Annotated in this window: 16 protein-coding genes; 10 read left to right on the top strand and 6 right to left on the bottom strand. The window is 41.0% G+C overall.

What is annotated here, in order from left to right; translation table 11 throughout:
* Positions 1 to 119: 119 nt before the first annotated feature.
* Positions 120 to 878: a sporulation protein gene (locus HM131_RS13505; RefSeq protein ID WP_085030263.1), complete on the bottom strand. Its 759-nt coding sequence runs from the start codon at positions 876 to 878 to the stop codon at positions 120 to 122.
* Between the two features lie 297 nt (positions 879 to 1,175).
* Between HM131_RS13505 and HM131_RS13500 the strand changes: the two genes are divergently transcribed.
* Both HM131_RS13500 and HM131_RS13495 read left to right on the top strand, forming a co-directional pair.
* Positions 1,176 to 1,556 (top strand): glyoxalase superfamily protein, encoded by a 381-nt coding sequence (locus tag HM131_RS13500; RefSeq protein WP_085030262.1) that lies wholly within the window; start codon positions 1,176 to 1,178, stop codon positions 1,554 to 1,556.
* 178 nt (positions 1,557 to 1,734) lie between these two features.
* Positions 1,735 to 3,228, top strand: coding sequence for a BCCT family transporter (locus HM131_RS13495; RefSeq protein ID WP_085030261.1), 1,494 nt, complete (start codon positions 1,735 to 1,737; stop codon positions 3,226 to 3,228).
* A 1,110-nt stretch (positions 3,229 to 4,338) separates the two neighbouring features.
* Here HM131_RS13495 and HM131_RS13490 read toward each other — a convergent pair.
* Together HM131_RS13490 and HM131_RS21265 are read right to left on the bottom strand one after the other, a co-directional pair.
* Positions 4,339 to 4,800 carry a DUF421 domain-containing protein gene (locus tag HM131_RS13490; protein WP_332308742.1) on the bottom strand — a complete coding sequence of 154 codons (462 nt, stop codon included), beginning with the start codon at positions 4,798 to 4,800 and terminating at the stop codon, positions 4,339 to 4,341.
* Positions 4,801 to 4,833: 33 nt separating this feature from the next.
* Complete coding sequence (locus HM131_RS21265; RefSeq protein ID WP_332308709.1) at positions 4,834 to 5,037, bottom strand: DUF421 domain-containing protein; 204 nt, start codon at positions 5,035 to 5,037, stop codon at positions 4,834 to 4,836.
* Positions 5,038 to 5,227: 190 nt separating this feature from the next.
* Between HM131_RS21265 and HM131_RS13485 the strand changes: the two genes are divergently transcribed.
* A complete protein-coding gene (locus HM131_RS13485) occupies positions 5,228 to 5,839 on the top strand; it encodes a TetR/AcrR family transcriptional regulator (protein WP_085030260.1) in 612 nt (203 codons plus the stop codon).
* A 15-nt stretch (positions 5,840 to 5,854) separates the two neighbouring features.
* A complete protein-coding gene (locus tag HM131_RS13480; protein ID WP_085030259.1) occupies positions 5,855 to 7,303 on the top strand; it encodes an MDR family MFS transporter in 1,449 nt (482 codons plus the stop codon).
* Between the two features lie 269 nt (positions 7,304 to 7,572).
* Here HM131_RS13480 and HM131_RS13475 read toward each other — a convergent pair whose 3' ends face one another.
* Positions 7,573 to 8,826, bottom strand: a complete 1,254-nt coding sequence (locus HM131_RS13475; protein WP_085030258.1) for a YeeE/YedE family protein — start codon at positions 8,824 to 8,826, stop codon at positions 7,573 to 7,575.
* A 447-nt stretch (positions 8,827 to 9,273) separates the two neighbouring features.
* Between HM131_RS13475 and HM131_RS13470 the strand changes: the two genes are divergently transcribed.
* Positions 9,274 to 9,510 (top strand): hypothetical protein, encoded by a 237-nt coding sequence (locus tag HM131_RS13470; protein WP_085030257.1) that lies wholly within the window; start codon positions 9,274 to 9,276, stop codon positions 9,508 to 9,510.
* 47 nt (positions 9,511 to 9,557) lie between these two features.
* Here HM131_RS13470 and HM131_RS21260 read toward each other — a convergent pair whose 3' ends face one another.
* A complete protein-coding gene (locus HM131_RS21260; protein WP_085030256.1) occupies positions 9,558 to 10,085 on the bottom strand; it encodes a 3D domain-containing protein in 528 nt (175 codons plus the stop codon).
* A 499-nt stretch (positions 10,086 to 10,584) separates the two neighbouring features.
* Between HM131_RS21260 and HM131_RS13460 the strand changes: the two genes are divergently transcribed.
* From HM131_RS13460 to HM131_RS13445, 4 genes are all read left to right on the top strand, one after another.
* The gene (locus HM131_RS13460) at positions 10,585 to 11,754 is read left to right on the top strand and encodes a zinc-ribbon domain-containing protein (protein WP_085030255.1); all 1,170 of its coding nucleotides are present in this window, start codon (positions 10,585 to 10,587) and stop codon (positions 11,752 to 11,754) included.
* Positions 11,755 to 11,765: 11 nt separating this feature from the next.
* A complete protein-coding gene (locus HM131_RS13455; RefSeq protein ID WP_085030254.1) occupies positions 11,766 to 12,920 on the top strand; it encodes a S1C family serine protease in 1,155 nt (384 codons plus the stop codon).
* Between the two features lie 208 nt (positions 12,921 to 13,128).
* Positions 13,129 to 13,902, top strand: a complete 774-nt coding sequence (locus HM131_RS13450) for an N-acetylmuramoyl-L-alanine amidase (RefSeq protein WP_085030253.1) — start codon at positions 13,129 to 13,131, stop codon at positions 13,900 to 13,902.
* 106 nt (positions 13,903 to 14,008) lie between these two features.
* Positions 14,009 to 14,674 carry an SIMPL domain-containing protein gene (locus tag HM131_RS13445; RefSeq protein WP_085030252.1) on the top strand — a complete coding sequence of 222 codons (666 nt, stop codon included), beginning with the start codon at positions 14,009 to 14,011 and terminating at the stop codon, positions 14,672 to 14,674.
* A gap of 71 nt (positions 14,675 to 14,745) precedes the next feature.
* On the opposite strand, the gene HM131_RS13440 is transcribed toward HM131_RS13445, so the two are convergent.
* Positions 14,746 to 15,252, bottom strand: coding sequence for an LURP-one-related/scramblase family protein (locus tag HM131_RS13440; protein WP_085030251.1), 507 nt, complete (start codon positions 15,250 to 15,252; stop codon positions 14,746 to 14,748).
* A 244-nt stretch (positions 15,253 to 15,496) separates the two neighbouring features.
* Between HM131_RS13440 and guaC the strand changes: the two genes are divergently transcribed.
* Positions 15,497 to 16,477, top strand: coding sequence for a GMP reductase (gene guaC / locus HM131_RS13435; protein ID WP_085030250.1), 981 nt, complete (start codon positions 15,497 to 15,499; stop codon positions 16,475 to 16,477).
* Position 16,478: the final 1 nt, after the last annotated feature.

Raw genomic sequence — 16,478 nt, 5'->3', positions numbered from 1 at the left:
AGACGTTTTATTTATGTAGGATAGTGGATAATTTTGCTAAGGATGTCACTCATGAATAGGGATGAACTAATTATTCAAGTTGTCCGGTTACAATCTTGCACGCTTATCCAATATCCTGCTTACTGTTTATATTGATCAATCATGTGTTGCAGCTTTCGTGTTACAGCATCTAATGGCCCATTCAGTTCCTGGCTGGAAAAAGTAACTTTAGCTCGGCTCTCATCCATTTCTAAAGCTTCTGCAAATAACCCTCCAAGACCTCGAGCACGGCGATCGACTTCAATCATGACATCAACATGATTTTTTTGTAAAAAGAAGATCACTTCTAGTTCGTCTAAGTATGAACGGTACTCTCCGCCAGGGGTGAATTCAAATTCTTGAACATAACCGAAGCGTTTAGATGACTCCATCTCGACTTTCCTAAGCTGGAACCCCAGGTGACTTAGGGCATCTAGCACACTCTCAATGTAAGGGTGTGGAGCAACCTTGATCGGATCTCTATCTTCTGGATCTAGAGCCCTGGGAATATCGAGCCCTGTTTCAAACCAAATTGGAAGTCTTCCGAGAGATGCAGGAGCATGATAAGGAATCTTGATGGAGAATGGAATTTCTTTTGTTTCGCCTTCCTTAATCGTTTCCTGCTTAGTAATCGGATACTTTTGCAGGGCTACTTTTTCTTTAACTTTTCGGTCATCCACTTCTCGGACCGCTTCTGTCATGAGGAATATATGGATAGAATCGATGGTTTGGTCAACATCTCCGCCTTTTATCACTACCTTGCCATGGACGTCTTCCCCTGGTATAAAATGTTCTTTTTCTAGCTGCGTATCCACCTTTGCTGCGCCTACACCTACACTTGCTAAAAGTTTTTTAAACATGACTTTTCCTCCTTTTCTTGATTATACGAAAATAAAATGCAATAGGATTCGCCAAATTTAACTTAATTTCTTAGGGAAGCATATCTTACTCGTGGAGCAGCTGAACGTTAAATGGTTTGAAATCTACGAATAGGTTTCTTGCTCATAATCTGTAAATGCTCTTAAAACAAGAAAACTTCTATAGAGAAGAGGTATCCCGATGACCAATATGGAATTGATATAGAGGCTGTAGTGTAATACATAGTTTGATATTCATGTTATCCAAATGAAAAATTAATAGAAAAGGTGAGGAATTATATGAACACTGATGAACTAGTAATGAAAACACCCACGCCTGTTTTTCGGATATTTGATGAAGATAAAGCCAAAGAGTTCTATTTAACGTTTTTAGAATTTAAGCTGGATTGGGAGTTTAGATTTGAAAATGACTTCCCGCTCTACATGCAGGTATCTTTTGATCAATGTGTTATCCAGCTGACAGAGCATTATGGAGATTGCTGTCCTGGAGCTTCAATTAGAATTGAAGTAGGAAATTTAGATGCTCTTCATTCCAAGTTGAGTGCAAAACAATATAAATATGCTCGTCCTGGAGTAGAAACTACTCCTTGGAGTACGAGAGAAATTCGGATTGGAGATCCATTTGGAAATAGAATTGTTTTTTATGAAAGTATTAAATAAACAGTTCGGACCTGAGCCGGAGTAGTGGGGGTATTTCATATTACATAAAGAAGTGCTTAAGACCATCGTTAATGTTTTAAAGATTAAGATATTCCAGTGTTCTATTGGATAGCAATCCGAATAAAAATAGTACAAGCCAGAAAGAAAAAGGCCAGTCTTTTCAAAGGGGTTTTACTTTGTGAAAAAAACGGTCATTGATTGGCACTTTTTTATTGTAACTCTACTATTTTTGACGGTTGTGTGCAGTTCCATTTTTTTATTTCCTGAGACCCTCTACCTATGGTTTGATACCATCCGTATACAGATCAATGAAGCTGTGGGCATCGTTTTTTTGTGGGCGGGAATGTCTGCTTTACTCTTTCTACTGTGGGTCGCATTCAGCTCATACGGAAATATTAAATTAGGAAAAGAGCAGGAGAGACCTGCTTTTTCAAGCTTAAGTTGGATTGCTATGATTTTCTGTGCTGGAATTGGTTCTGGAATTATGTACTGGGGGACGATTGAATGGGGATTTCACATGGTAGACCCTCCCCTGGGGCTAGCGCAAAATACCGCAAGTGCAATTGAATGGAGTGCTGCTTACGGAATGTTTCATCATGGCCCGACGGCATGGGCGATTTATACTTTGCCTGCATTACCGATTGCCTACATTTATCATGTAAAGGGACAGCCGATTCTTAAGATCAGTGAAGCCTGCCGTCCTATCTTACGTCATTATTCAGATACGTGGGTAGGGAAGGGAATTGACTTATTTTTTGTCCTCGGATTGTTAGGAGCTTCTGGCACGACTCTTGGAATAAGTGTTCCAATGATGACCGCAGGCGTCAGCCAGGTAACAGGGATCCAGGAAAGTTTTCAGATGAACCTAATGATTCTTATGGTTTGTTCGCTTCTTTTTGCGGGTAGCGTATATGTTGGTCTAGAAAAAGGGATAAAAACCCTGAGTAACATAAATCTATACTTAATTCTGCTCTTTTTGTCCCTGATTTTTATTCTTGGCCCCACAGTCTTCATTATGGAGGTCTCCACGAATAGTATTGGACTAATTGCTAATAACTTTTTCAGACTGAATACATGGATCGATCCGATCGGTAAATCAGGTTTTCCGGAAAAATGGACGGTGTTCTATTGGGCGTGGTGGATCGTTTACGCTCCTTCGATCGGGTTATTTATTGCGAAAGTATCAAAAGGAAGAACGATTCAGCAGATGATTTTAGGAACCATTGTATTCGGTCCGCTAGGATGCTGGCTATTTTTCAGTATCATTGGGAATTACGGTCTTTTTTTACAGTTATCCCATGTCCTGAATGTCACCTCTTTTATTCAAGAAGGGCTCCCTCACCAGGCGATTATTTCTATCATTCACACGCTTCCATTAGGTGGGGGCATGGTGGCATTGTTTACTTTGTTATCCATGATCTTTACCGCGACGACGTATGACACCTCTTCCTATATCATTGCAGCTGTAGCCCAGCGTTCTGTGGACAGTGATCCAGAAAGGTGGAATCGTTTGTTCTGGGCCTTTTCTTTATTACTTCCCCCAGCCGCCTTATTGTTTATCGGTAGCCTGTCGACACTTCAAGCCGTAACCATTTTGATAGCTATCCCGTCGTGTTTTATCCTATTTCTTCTATCTATTTCCTTTTTAAAATTGATGCAGGAGAGAAACTAATCGGTAGGAGAACCGGGTACGAGAAAATTCAACAGGATTTATTTTAAAGGGAAATGTGTCAACAACTATTGAATAGGTAAGTGAATAAGGTCCTGTCACCTAAGTGGCAGGACCTTATTTAGTTCATTTCCCCATTCAATAAAGCCTCCTTATCCAGAAGACTTAAATTCAAAATAATGGCTTTGTTTAGATGAGGCTCTTTCCGTTACCTAGTAATCTAGAGAGGTGTTCGGGGAAATGGCTCGCTTTCCGCGGGGATGACGGCAAGCCTCCTCGTTCGCTATACTCTCTGTAGGGTCTTGCCAGCCATTCCATTCCCACAGGAGTCTCCCCATCCCCCTCTCACCTTGCTATTTATTGGCGGAACGGAAACGCATGAAAAGTAGAAGAAATCCATTTAATTCTGATGATTCACTTTGGAAGTATCCTGTGAGAACAGGATTGCTATGAATTTCAAAAAGTTTTCTTTATAGAAATTCAATTCGCCTCACTCTAAATACTAAAGCTAGGCGGGTTTGGGAAGTTAATGACAGCAGGGATGGCTGGAAAATAACTCGTCTAGCTGCATCGCCCAGTCACTCGTGTCATAAGCGGGAAATCAACGGAATGAAAAGGCGCAGTCCTTTTGATTTTCTGCTTATGCGAGTCGTGTCTACCGGGGCGATTCCGCATTTGAACACTTTCCTGCGGGGGAACTGGCGAGCCTCCTCGCTCGCTGCGCTCTCTGTGGGGTCTCGCCTAAGTGCTTCTCCCGCGGGAGTCTCCCCATTTTCCATCCAACCCATCTATAGTGTAAGGAACGGCCCCATTTAACAGGAGTAAGGAAGTTCTGATTTCCAAAATTACAGATAGGTTTTCGGTAACAATAACGTTTCCGTTCCTCCCTACAGAGGTAAGGAGGTCCGAGAAATCGCGAGACTCCTGTGGGATGAACATGATAGGTGAGACCCCGGAGAGCTTTTAGCTCGAGGAGGCTCAGCCCATGCCCACGGAAAGCGAGTGATTTCTCGGACCTCCAAATTCTACTTTGGGCAACGGAAAGCTCACAGTACCTCGAAAGCGAGTATTCAACTATTCTGCTATATAGTTGAATATCGAATAAGCTTTTTCTTAATGAAGCATATCATCATTACGGTCTACGTATAAGGAACCGTCTTTTTGGACCTCTGCATAGAATACATCATCAACAGAGTTCACTCCAGATAACTTGAGCTGCTGCTCAAGCCAATTTTGGTCTAGGTTCAACTTATTCAAGTTCGGACTATTCACTTTGCCAGCTGTTATAACAGCTGTAGGAAGTGAAAACATTTCGTTTGGGTTTGTAGAAGTATTCATGTCGCCTTTAGTGACCGTTTGCTTCATATGGCTCTTCAATACCGAAAGAGTCCCGTCCGTCTCAAAGTTTGCATAGTCAACGTCGGATATAGAAAAAACATTCTTCTTTCTCAATAAAACATTAAGGGCATCAATATCAAGACGAGTCTTTCGTAAAGCAGCATCCATAATTTTCCCGTTTCTTATTAGAATGATCGGTTCGCCTTCAATAGAAGTGCGAGCTTTCTTTGATTTAATATCGATATATCCAAGAAAAATGGTAAAGGCACTTCAGGCTACAAGTGCGATGAGCCCATTTCGAATACTCAGTGTGGCATCAATAGCGAGCGAGGCACCTAGTGTTCCGATAGAAATGGCCGAAACAAAATTGAAAAAAGTCATCTGGGAATTTTCTTTTCTGCCCATAATTCTTGTCAGTACAAGGAGAGTTAAAAAGGCGAGAGCGAGTCTAAATATTAGTTCAAAGATATCCATGCAATAAAAAGCTCCTTTATACAAACTTGTTAAATCCATCCTTTTCTATCTTCAAGAACTAGAAGAAATTCTATACGAGTAACTATCTGCAAATACATAAGTGCTTCATTGTTGACATATGACACGGTGTCACTTATAGTAATTAATGTTCAATGTGACACAGTGTCACAAAATGATGAGGAGATCTAAAATGCCGAAGAAGACCTTTTACAACTTAAACGAAGAAAAGAAAAAAATATTGATTGAAGCGGCCAAACAAGAATTCTCGCGCGTCTCTTTGTATGAAGCTTCGATTGCGAACATCTTAAAAAAAGCAGAAATTCCACGAGGGAGTTTTTATCAATACTTTGAAGACAAGGAAGATGCCTTTTTCTATTTACTGAATGAGCATGCAAAGGAGAGGCATGCCAATTTCCTAGCCAATTTAGAAAAGTATAAGGGCGATCTTTTTGCTGCAGTAAAGGAAATCTATCAAGAGGTATTCGAGTATTCTCTGGATAATGGAAAAATTAATTTTATCCGAAATGTGCTGTTAAATATGAATTACAAGATTGAGCATACATTTACGAAATACTTGTCTGAAAAAGAGAAAGATGAACGAACTCAGAACATATATGACCTTGTTAATACGGATGCTTTGAACGTTGTGGACGAGAAAGAATTTTACCATGTGATGCAAGTTGTGATTGCCGTGACTTTTCATAACCTTGTTCATTGTGTCTCCAATGATTTTTCAAAAGAAGAAGCTTTGAAGAAATATGAAAAAGAGATCAACCTGGTAAGAACAGGTTTATGCGAATAAGAAAGAAGGATAAAAATGGACAACCATCAAGACACAGCTAACCCGCAGGAAATAAATAAAGTACCATTGATTATCGTACTCATTTCAGGTGCTTTTGCTGCTATTTTGAACCAGACCTTGCTGGGTACGGCTTTGCCACCTATAATGAAAGATCTGAATTTAGAAGCTAGTACAGCTCAGTGGTTGACATCGGTTTTTATGCTCGTCAACGGCGTTATGATTCCGATTACTGCTTTTTTGATTGAACGGTTTACCACAAGACGATTGTTCCTAACAGCTATGGGGCTTTTTGCAGTCGGTACATTGATATGCGCCATTGCTCCCAACTTTAGTATCTTAATGGTTGGACGGGTTGTTCAGGCATCAGGAGCAGGGATCATCATGCCGCTTATGCAGACGATTTTGTTTCTTATTTTTCCTTTAGAAAAAAGGGGAGCAGCTATGGGGATGTTTGGACTCGTCATTTCCTTTGCTCCAGCTATTGGTCCAACATTATCCGGTTGGCTAGTAGAACAGTTTCCGTGGAGAAGCTTATTCTACGTTATTTTGCCTATTGTTATCATTGATTTTATTGTCGCTTATTTTATTCTTAAAAATGTGACAAAACAGACGTATCCGAAACTGGATATTCTATCAATCATTTTATCTTCCTTAGGTTTCGGTGGGATTTTGTACGGGTTCAGTATCGCAGGTACAAACGGATGGGGAAGCACCCAGGTCCTAATATCACTGATTTTAGGAGCCACCTCCTTGACCTTATTCATTTTTCGTCAATTCAAACTTAAACAGCCGATTCTTGAATTTCGTGTTTTTAAATTTAATATGTTTACGCTGACTACGGCTCTGGGGATGGTCGTATTCATTGCCATGATTGGTGCTGCCACTGTATTGCCTATTCTGATGCAGGACATGTTAGGATTTTCTGCGTTTGAATCCGGGCTCATGCTCTTACCGGGAGCTTTAATCATGGGGTTCATGAACCCTATTACAGGGAGGCTGTTTGATAAGTTCGGAGCCAGATGGCTTGCAATTATCGGGCTGTTTATTCTCACAGTCACGACCTTTATGTTTACAAACTTAACGCCGCAAACAACGTTTACTTATTTAGCAATTGTGAACGCTGTTCGGATGTTAGGTGTAGCGATGGTTATGATGCCGGTGACTACAGCTGGCTTAAATCAGCTGCCACAGAGATTAATCCCGCACGGAACAGCTATGAACAATACAATGCGTCAAGTCTCAGGAGCCGTAGGTACAGCCTTACTTGTCACAGTAATGACTACATCAGCTCAGCCTTCTGAGGGCGTTGCTGGTTTCGTACATGGAGTAAATGTGTCCTTTATTGTAGCTGGGATAACAGCGATTGTTGGACTTGGATTATCCTTCTTCATAAAAAATCCAATACGCGAAAAGCAAACGCAAGTTAATCCACAAGGAAAGCATGAGCAAACCGCGCGTGGGTAATGATAGGCGCTTATCTTTAGAGGATAAGCGTCTATTTTAGTATAAATGTTGTTACCGAAGATTAGATCGTATGAGGCAGCATCACTGATTTCAAAGGACGCTTCGTTATTGTCGCTTGCGTGGAAAAGGAAAAGAGATGGAATAGGTGTAAATGAGGTCTACCTGTTAAAATCCGAAAAGGAATCTTCATCACTTAGCTAGGGTAAGCTAGATCGATGAGATTCTCTATTTGCAAAAAAATCTCAGAGCGGTGCTCTGAGATTTTATACTTAACAAATGGAGTCTTTAGGACTTGGGTTTTTTAGTCCGAAAAGGGGACGAATAAACAAGGCTAGATACGTTCCGAGCAGTGCCATGATCATCCAAACCCAGCCGTGAAGACTGAAGGATGCGATCCCGCCAAAGTATGCACCTATATTGCAGCCAAAAGCAAGGCGTGCACCATAACCCATCAGTACCCCTCCAAAGGTGGAAGCCGCTGCAATTCCTGGCTTAATTTTTCCTGGCTTGAAGTTGCCTTGAAAAGCGGCAGCAATGAATGCACCGAGTATGATCCCGAAGTTCATGACACTTGTAGAGTCTGCGAGTACAGACTTACTCAATGCATCATTTCCCTGCCAATACGTCCAGCTTGCGACATCGACACCAAACATTTGCAAGAACTTAGAACCCCATAAGGCAAACGCTGAGGTAATGCCCCAAGGATTTCCTCTTATCGTTAACGTCAAGGCGTTTAGCAAACCTAAAATAACAGCTGCAAGAAGCAGCGGCCATGCACCTCTCCATAACTTTTTAAGCCCAGTAGTTGTCGCGAGAGGCTTCATTCTAGGTGGGTTTTTTTTCTTAGCAATTTTCAAGGTCAGCCCGTAAATTCCCAAAAAGATAGCCATTTGTAAGATCCAGCCCCCAAAGTATCCCAATCCTGTGCTCTCAGCAAGAGAGATGCCTGGCAAGGATGGAAGCTCACGCCAAAACCCAATATGATAAGCTCCAAGGACTGATCCAGCGATAAATCCAAAGAGGGTAAGAACCATGGAAGATTTTCCGCCTCCGACCGTATAGAGGGTGCCAGATGCACAGCCAGAACCCATTTGCATTCCCGCACCAAACATAAATGATCCAGCCACAACACTAAGTCCGACAGGAAACACGTATCCTTGAGGCCCTTGTCCAGTAAAACTAAAACCTGTTGATAAAATAATAGCGAAAAGGGTCGTAGCAACGGCAAGCATCAGCATATGAGCTTGTAATCCTTGGACATTTCCAACAGATATCAGTCTTCTGAAAGCTGAAGTGAATCCGAAACGGGCATAGAGCAATGCAAGCCCGAAACCTAAACCGATTATGAAAAGAATGCCTTGAGTAAATGTGGTTACACTTACAATACTGAAAAATAGAATAAGTGCGGCAATCAAACCGACCCAGACAAGTGGTTTTTGTATTGGATTCAACGGAGCGATTTCAGTTGAATACTGTTTTTCCTGTTTATTTAAATGATTAGACGGAGTAATTAATTGAGCCATTTTAATACCTCCTAATTCCTATTTGTTTACTCTGTAATTAAACGTGAATTATTTTAAAGGATGGCTCGTCTATTTGTAAAGCTTTCTGCATATAATGGAACTATAAAGAATACTCTTACTGACTTTTACGAACACTTAACACTAATCGTTCGGACAAGTGGTAAACTGAAACGGAAGACAGGACAATCTATAAACTAATTGGAGGGATGTCTTATACCTGTCGCTTGCCTACATGTCACTCGTTGGTTTTTCCTTGTTCCGTTGAAATCAAGTCGAAGAACTTCGTGGCGAACATCTGGCGCACCTCCCCCTACATAAAGATCATGAAACTACGTCTGAAAAGGCGTAGTTTTTTCTGTTTTGCGTATTTTATGGAAGAGGTAGATTAAACTAAAAAGTGCTGGGGTAAATAGAATATAACTATTTACATATAAAGGAGGAATTTATATGGCTAGTAAAAGAGAATGGCATGTTATTTTTCTGCTCGACAGTAAACGTGTTGTTACACATGATTTGGAATTAAGTGAAGACATGAACGAAAGAGAAGCAACAGAGTTTATTGTGAAGCAGCTTGATAGAGGAACATGGTGGTTTCTAGAAGACGGGGTTGCTCTGCACACAAGTGGTGTAGAAAGTTTTTATCTCGATCGCTGTGCTAAAAGAACAAGATTTTCCAGAGACTGATAAGAAAAAGCCCAGCTCTTTAGCCTGCAGAGCTGGGCTGTTGTGATTTATGATTCAAGGATTTCAACTTTGATTTGCTTTCTGCCGAATTCGAAGGCTTTTCCTTCTTGCGGTATAAACACATCAATACGATGACCTTCAATATCTCCGCCGATATCACCTGCTACGGCTACTCCATAACCAGGAACTCTTACTTTTGAACCGAGTGGGATAACGTCTGGATCGACTGCGATTACTTTCTTGTCAGGATTGGCCCGGAGATCGATGCCTGTATAAGTGGTTCCGCTGCATCCTTCACAAAAAGCTGTATAAGCAGTTGCTTCTACGTTCACCGTTCTTTTAACGTCAGCTTTTGCAGCCTGGTTTTTCTCATCCTTTTGCTTCATATCAAAACGCTTGTGCTCTTTTTCTTTTTCGTCTAGACTTATTGTTTTCAGCTCCATAGCTGTTGTTTCTTTCTTAGATGGCTCGTCTATTTCATCTGCATGAATTGAGGTGTACGTTTGCGAGCCGAAGTTCAACAAACCAAGCGTATATAAAGCCACTGTAAATAATAAAATGAATGATTTCTTCATGACTTTTTTACCCCTTTCAAAGGTTAACTGAGAGGAGTATAACAGGTCATAAATCCTATACTCAAGTACAGTGCAGATACATTTATGTTACATTTTAATTACAATCAACGATGGTAAATAGTGCTAAAGTGGTAAGAGTCGCTCTTTCCATCAGCGACTCTTTCAGATCTTATCTAGATGTGCCTTTTCTTTTTTTACCACAACAGGATTTGCGTGAGGGCTTACGTTTTGGCTGTTTGTTGTTATTAGCTTGATTGCTCATACTTACACTCCTCTCGCTTGGGATATCTCATTTTATGCATAAGCAGAGAATCGGGCAGTGCGTCTCTCACGGTTTTTTTAAAAGTTGTCATAATTGGAAAAGGAAACGAATACGGGAAATGGGGTAAAATGGTTCAATTTTTTGTTTTCGACTCATTAGATTATCATGCTATAATGAGGTTGATTGCTTGAAATTCCAAAAAATAGTGGAAAGTTTAGAAAAAAGGAGGACGGGCCGATGACTTTTTGCCCTCATTGTGGGAAAGAAGTACACGAGGACTCCCGTTTTTGCTCCCAGTGTGGTACGCGTTTAAAAGATAACGAAGGAAATCACATACATAAGGAAAGCGGAGAAAAGAAGTCCAGATTTCTGTGGCCCATTTTAGTTCCTGTTTTAGCTTTGCTTTTGACTGCAGGCGGACTATTTTGGACCTACACTCATCAACAAGAAGTGAATGAACAAGTCATCCAGAATAATGAGAAAGCCGAGCGTTTGGCGCTGGACGGAGAATATAAAGAAGCTGAGAAAATCTTGATTAAGGCCGTGGATAAACGCCCTGACTTTACTCCGCTACAGGAAAACTTGGATGCAGTACAAACGGTGTTGTTAATTCAAAGTGATATGACGGAAGTAGAGAAGCAAATAAAATCTAATCATTTAAATAAAGCAGAAGAACAACTGACGGCGATTCAAAATCAAATTCAGGATGAACAAAGTAAACTTTTTTCAACTCTCACTCCAGAAGCCAATCGTCTTCAATCTCAGATTACGCTTAGACAAATCAATGATGAATTAAGTAAGTTGACGCAGGTGGATGACCTTGCTGCCAAGCTTAATACGTTATCGGGTTTAAATTTAGAAGAAACTTCAAAGGTACGAAAAAAAATTAATGAAAAGATCGTTTCTCTATCTACAAAAAAGGCAGAGGCTGCGTTGGAGGATAAACAGTATAACGAGGCTGTCGCCATCGTGGACCAGGGACTTCAATATGTCTCAAACCATGAAAAGCTGATCCAGTTGAAAGAACGGATTAAGCAAGAAAGAGAATCTTTCGAGCAGGCACAGCAAGATCGTATGGAAGATGCCATGCAGCAGGCGGCAAAAGATGAATTGAAAAATCAGAACGCTGCCCTTGAAGTTTTAGATGTCCAGATGAAGAAAGACGAGTACGGAGATATTAAATTGAGTGGAAAGGTGAAAAGTGTAGCCACCCAAATACTCAGTACTGTCACAGCTAATTATGAAATTCGCAATGAAAAGGATGAAGTGGTAAAAGAAGATTCAGCAAAAGTATACCCTGTATATTTGAATCCAGGTGACGAAGGAACCTTTGAAAAAGTCTATTATGACTTGAAAAAGGGTGATTATACTGTTGAAGTGACCGACTTGGAATGGTTAGTAGAATAGGAGGAAGAGATGTGAAACGCGCTTGGATCATCAGCCTTTCACTATCGATTCTGATTCTCGCATGTGGAGGGGTATCTGTTTATTTTATATCTGACTCCATCTCAGAAGAACTGCGTGCGACAGCTGCATTAACTGAGCCACTCAGTGCGGAAGATAGTGAAGAAAAAGTATCGAAAAAAACGAAAGATATTATCTATGAATCTCAGAAACTGGTGGTCCAGATTGAGCTTGAAGATGGCTCGATTGGATCAGGATTTCTTTACAATGATCAGGGCGACGTGATCACCAACGCTCACGTAGTCGCTAATTCAAATGAAGTGAAGGTGGTAACCGCTGATTCAAAAGAAATGCAGGGCAGTGTAATCGGGGTCAGCCGTGACACAGATGTCGCGGTGGTTAGGGTCCCAGGGTTGAAAGGAAAAGAACCGTTACCGATTCGACCAGAGGGTGGAGCAGAGCTTCTCGATGAAGTTTTAGCCCTGGGCAGTCCGCTAGGGATGCAAAACACTGTGACACGCGGGGAAATCAGTGGATTGAACCGTAATTTGAACATAGATCCATTCGAATATAAGGATGTGTATCAAATTTCTGCTCCCATTTCTCCAGGCAACAGTGGTGGGCCATTGATCGATAGCCATACAGGGGAAGTTATTGGTATTAATTCGGCTAAGCTAGGAAAAGAGTCTATCGGTTTCAGCATACCAATTGCCAGTGTCCTTCCGATGGTTAATAACTGGAGCGCTGAACCAATGAAATCTTTGCCTGATTTCCCTGAACTGACCGATAATCAGCCTCAGTCACCGGTAACAGGAACACCGACGGAGCAAGCGACCTATTTGGTCCACTATTTTTATGACAGTATCAATCAAGGGGACTTTGTTACGGCGTATTCCTTGCTTGGCAGCACTCAGCAGGAGGAAATGTCTTTTGAAGAGTTCAGGTCAGGATACTATAACACCTTGTCTGTGACTGTTGATAACTTGGTGGCTGATCCAATAGATGAATACGTCGAAGTGACTGTGTTTTTGACTGCCGAAGAGACGAAAGACGGAGAAGTACAGGTGAAGAAGTATAAAGTGACCTATCCGGTTAAATTTGAAAACAAGTCGATGAAAATCTTCAAGGGAAGCGGGAAAGAGCTGACCTCTGAAGAGGAGGAAGAATAGAGAGTCCTGGGGCTGATGCTCGAGGACTTTTTTTACAGAATGGTTCATTCACACAATCCCTTTTTAATACTGGCGCATTTACTGATAGTAGGGTTTTGGAGGATATACAAGTATTTTCATGAATCGGTATACAAGCTTTCATTATAGGATTCAAATGGTATACGTGGTCCTTTTAAATCCCTGAATATTAGTTAAGAGAGTGAAAAATATGACAATACTAATCGCGTTGGATGACGGCCATGGTATGAATACGGCTGGAAAACGTACTCCGTTTATACCTGAATTAGGAAGGTCAATTAAAGAAAATGAGTTTAACCGAGCGGTTGTAAGAATCTTGAGACAGGAACTTGAGAGGTGCGGGTTTGCTACACTACTTGTTGCTCCAACAGATGAAGATATCCCTTTAGTGAAAAGAACGGATTTAGCGAATGTTCGGAAAGCAGACATTTACGTTTCTATTCATTATAATGCATTTGATGGTTCGTTTTCTGGACAAAACCCCAGTGGAATAGAAATCTATGTGTACCCAGGTAACTTAAACGCAGAGTCAGGAAAACTTGCTACAGCTGTAGGTAAATATCTTCGCCAAGGAACGAAGCAAAACTGGCGTGGAATTAAAGAGGCGGACTTTCACGTGCTTCGTGAAACGAACATGCCTGCAATACTGACGGAAAATGGGTTTATGGACAATAAAGAAGAAGCTTTGCTTATGATAAATGAATCTTTTCAACGTGAGGTAGCAGTGGAACACGCCAAAGGAATCTGCGAATACTTCAATGTCTCTTATATCCCACCTTCGAACGAGGATGAGACTGATTTCAGTGACGTCCCGCCTGACTCCTATTATGCAGATGCAGTTAAACGGGCAAAAGACCTTGGTCTATTAAATGGGTATCCAGATGGTCGCTTTTTGCCGGACAAAAATCTTACCCGTGCAGAATTTGCTGTTGCGCTTATGCGCTTGTATGACAAATTAAAATAAGCTTGATAGCCCTCTTTAAAATGGGGGCTCTTTTAATTGTCCGGCATAATTTCTTTTATAGAGTCATCAAATGTAGAAGAAGCTTCAAGGGAAGGGGGTTCCGATTTTGTACTATTATCCTCAAATGAACCGGAATCATGGAGAAGCACGGGTGATGACGGTAAACGGAACAGGAAAGGTAGTGGCAAGGCCAGATGTAGCCATTCTCCGCTTTGGTGTAGAGACAAACAATCGTGAATTACAGGAGGCCCAGAAGGCGAATGCCGAAACAATCAATCAGATTACCCAAACATTAATTCAAGCAGGCATTCCTGAAGAGAATATTCAAACGGCCGATTATTATATTTTTCCTGAATATGATTATGTAGATGGCAAGCAGCAATTCCGTGGTTATCAAGTCACTCACATTCTCTCTATAAGAGTGGAGGAAATCGATAAAACAGGTGCCATCATCGATTTGGCCGTTTCTAATGGGGCAAACAGGGTTTCCAACATACAATTCACCTTGAAAAATCCAGAGCAATATTATCAAGAAGCCTTAAGGATAGCGTTAGGGCAAGCACTCGCACACGCCCAGACCATTGCGAACACAATGCAATTAAATTTGGACCAGACCCCTGTGAAAGTGATTGAAAAGGGAGGAAGTGAGATAGCTCCCATCCGTCCTTATCCAAAAGCTGAGGTGATGAGCGCTGCAGCTCCCACTCCAATCGAACCAGGGCAGCAGGAGATTGTTGCAAGGGTTGAAGCCCAATTTCAATATTTCTCTTAAGCCAGAAGGAGGCACCTCTTTCTGGCTTATTATTTAGGGGTTGATAAATACAATTACATGCGCTTTTGTGCTTATGTAGGCGACCCGTTCGCTGCGGAGCTTCTTCTTTTTTCAATAGCATTGACTCCCATGACTACTGAAATCAATTCTTCAGTTGATAGAGAAGAAGTGTGGTTTTTTAATTCGTAAGCCGCAGACTGAAAAAAGCTGCTGACTTTACGGAAAGTAGCTACTTCTACACCAGATTGATCCGTCATTGTATAGTCTTTTGACATGGCAGGAGATTCGATCTCAAGTGACTGCTCACTTGTTTCATAACGAAAACGTTTTTTGAAGAAAGAAAATCCTGTCTTTACTTTTCCGAGCTCCTCACCTTTAGAATGCTGCACACTCCATCTATTCGAAAAGATTGGAAAAGAACCTTGAACTACTATTTTCCCGTTTATATCTTCCACGTCAACACTTGAAGAAAAGGCACTTTTTAAATGTAATGAGCCAACTTTATCCTTGTCTTTATTGTAAATATCTGTCCGGCCAGTAGAGAAGAAATTATCCGAAAAATAAACACATGCTTCCATTTCTGTCACTCCTTTATCTGTTCATACGTAAACGAACATAGAATGTTTCAAACTTTATTGAATTTTTTCTTAAATTGGAGAATGAGTAAGAACACGAACGAATGAGAGAAAGTAACGGACGATTGTCTGGGAAAAAACAGTACTAATGCTTTGACAATAGGTGTTTTATACTGTAAATTAACTTATAGACGAACAATTATTTTATGCCGAATGAAAAACATTCGGCTTTTAGAGGTGTTTAACGATGGAAAATGTATTCGACTATGAAGATATTCAATTGATTCCAGCAAAATGCATCGTAGACAGTCGTTCTGAATGTGATACGACAGTTACTTTAGGAAATCACACGTTTAAATTACCGGTAGTTCCTGCCAACATGCAGACGATTATTGACGAAAATATTGCACGGTCTCTTGCTGAAGGCGGTTACTTTTACATTATGCACCGCTTTGAACCTGAAACACGCAAAGATTTTGTGAAGGACATGAAAGACAGGGGCTTACTTGCATCGATCAGTGTTGGAGTTAAAGCGGAGGAGTATGAATTTGTTCAACATTTAGCTGAAGAAGAGCTTGTCCCTGAATATATCACGATTGATATCGCCCACGGTCACTCCAATTCCGTTATCGAAATGATTCAACATATTAAAAACCACTTACCAGAAACTTTTGTGATTGCCGGGAATGTAGGTACTCCTGAAGCTGTACGGGAGTTAGAAAATGCAGGAGCTGACGCTACTAAAGTAGGTATTGGACCTGGAAAAGTGTGTATCACAAAACTAAAGACAGGTTTCGGAACAGGCGGGTGGCAATTAGCTGCCTTGAAATGGTGCGGAAAAGCAGCAAGTAAACCAATCATTGCTGATGGCGGCATACGCACACATGGAGATATCGCCAAATCAATTCGATTCGGTGCTTCCATGGTTATGATCGGCTCTTTATTTGCCGGTCACGAAGAGTCTCCAGGTGAAACGATTGAAAAAGATGGAATTCTATATAAGGAATATTTCGGAAGTGCCTCTGAGTATCAAAAAGGTGAGAAGAAGAATGTGGAAGGGAAAAAGATGATGGTTCCTCACAAAGGTTCTCTTAAGGATACCCTTGTCGAGATGGAGCAGGATCTCCAATCCGCGATTTCGTACGCAGGTGGAACCTATATTGATGCAATTCGTCACGTCGATTATGTAGTCGTAAAAAACTCCATTATGAACGGTGATCACATATAAT

The organism is Halobacillus mangrovi (assembly GCF_002097535.1).
In the GTDB taxonomy this organism is placed as follows: domain Bacteria; phylum Bacillota; class Bacilli; order Bacillales; family Halobacillaceae; genus Halobacillus; species Halobacillus mangrovi_A.
The sequence above is the reverse complement of the archived record's forward strand: the minus strand, read 5'-3'. Positions and strand labels throughout refer to the sequence as shown.

Bases quoted from the DNA above. Each gene is read 5' to 3' on its own strand.
- HM131_RS13505 (WP_085030263.1), bottom strand. From the start codon at position 878: ATGTTTAAAAAACTTTTAGCAAGTGTAGGTGTAGGCGCAGCAAAGGTG.
- HM131_RS13500 (WP_085030262.1), top strand. From the start codon at position 1,176: ATGAACACTGATGAACTAGTAATGAAAACACCCACGCCTGTTTTTCGG.
- HM131_RS21265 (WP_332308709.1), bottom strand. From the start codon at position 5,037: ATGGATATCTTTGAACTAATATTTAGACTCGCTCTCGCCTTTTTAACT.
- HM131_RS13485 (WP_085030260.1), top strand. From the start codon at position 5,228: ATGCCGAAGAAGACCTTTTACAACTTAAACGAAGAAAAGAAAAAAATA.
- HM131_RS13480 (WP_085030259.1), top strand. From the start codon at position 5,855: ATGGACAACCATCAAGACACAGCTAACCCGCAGGAAATAAATAAAGTA.
- HM131_RS13475 (WP_085030258.1), bottom strand. From the start codon at position 8,826: ATGGCTCAATTAATTACTCCGTCTAATCATTTAAATAAACAGGAAAAA.
- HM131_RS13470 (WP_085030257.1), top strand. From the start codon at position 9,274: ATGGCTAGTAAAAGAGAATGGCATGTTATTTTTCTGCTCGACAGTAAA.
- HM131_RS21260 (WP_085030256.1), bottom strand. From the start codon at position 10,085: ATGAAGAAATCATTCATTTTATTATTTACAGTGGCTTTATATACGCTT.
- HM131_RS13460 (WP_085030255.1), top strand. From the start codon at position 10,585: ATGACTTTTTGCCCTCATTGTGGGAAAGAAGTACACGAGGACTCCCGT.
- HM131_RS13450 (WP_085030253.1), top strand. From the start codon at position 13,129: ATGACAATACTAATCGCGTTGGATGACGGCCATGGTATGAATACGGCT.
- HM131_RS13440 (WP_085030251.1), bottom strand. From the start codon at position 15,252: ATGGAAGCATGTGTTTATTTTTCGGATAATTTCTTCTCTACTGGCCGG.
- guaC (WP_085030250.1), top strand. From the start codon at position 15,497: ATGGAAAATGTATTCGACTATGAAGATATTCAATTGATTCCAGCAAAA.